The organism is Streptococcus sp. 3.1 (assembly GCF_016648915.1).
GTDB classification, from domain to species: domain Bacteria; phylum Bacillota; class Bacilli; order Lactobacillales; family Streptococcaceae; genus Streptococcus; species Streptococcus salivarius_E.
In genome coordinates, this window is sequence record NZ_JACLQV010000032.1 from 1 (window position 1) to 1,156 (window position 1,156).

Genomic DNA, 1,156 nt, shown 5'->3' on the forward strand with positions numbered 1-1,156 from the left:
GAAAAAGAGGACTTAGATGTTGTTCTTGAAGAGTTGAAGGAGTTCTAAAATGATGCAGCTTTTAAGTAAGATGATTCTTATGGTCTCGCAAAAGGGATACAAGAGTGATAAAATAGCCTCAATTATTTAAAATGGAATGACTGCGTACTATAAGGTAGGTGACTCAATAGGAAGGATAATTTCTGTTTGAAAATATTCTCCTTGTTCACTTGTGATTATCATACTACCTCCATGTAAATCAACAATTTGGTTAGAAATTTTTAGTCCCATACCACTTCTGCGAACTCCAGAAATATCAAAATTAAATTCCTCAATTTTATTAATATTTTTAAGTCTATCTGTAGAAGTTCCAATTCCATTATCACGTATAATAACTGAAAATTTATTACGGGAAATATAGTTAAGGACAATCTGAATATTACAACCAGAAGGGTTATGCAATACAGAATTATAAATGAGATTGTGAATAACTCTAGACATCAAAGATTTTTCAATGTACATTTTTTTACCCAACAATTTATTATCAGGAATAAACTCAAAATTAAAATCATTCCAAATCTCTTGATTAATAATTTGTATGATTATTTCCTTAAAGAAGGGTATAATGTCTGTTATTTCTTGATTTAATTTTAAATTACTGTTTGTTAGTCTAGCGAATATGTTGAGATCGTTTAGCAAATTTTGAATATAGTGACTCTCAACCAGCGTAGGTTTCAAATTTTTTAATAGGTCATCATTGTCTGTTTTTTCAATAGCTAATGATGTATTAGCCACGATAACTGAGAGTGGGGTTTTGATATCATGAGCTATTCCAGAAATCCAATTCTCTTTGAATTCTTCATTTTTACGTAGTTTTTTGTTAGCAGAGTTAACCGCTAAAGTTAATCTATTTAATTCTTGAACAGAGTTTACCTGTTTGTTTAAACCGACAGGTAATTTACCTATTGCGTTAATAATTGGCTGGATGTTGCGATTTAAGAAAGTAACACTATAAAGGTATAGGAATAGGCAAAATAGGCAGTTAACAAATATGATAACTAAAATTAAAATCGGAAAAATTTGAATTCTTTTTAGATCAAAGAAATTATTTCCGTATCTAATGATACTTTCTTTTGGAAATGCAATTATATAAATATCTTCTTGTTCTTTTTTTATT

Annotated in this window: 1 protein-coding gene; it reads right to left on the minus strand. The window is 28.9% G+C overall.

What is annotated here, in order from left to right; all coding sequences use genetic code 11:
* Positions 1 to 147: 147 nt before the first annotated feature.
* Positions 148 to 1,156 (minus strand): sensor histidine kinase (locus tag H7U02_RS11010; protein WP_260318484.1); only part of this gene is annotated, 1,009 nt, incomplete at its 5' end.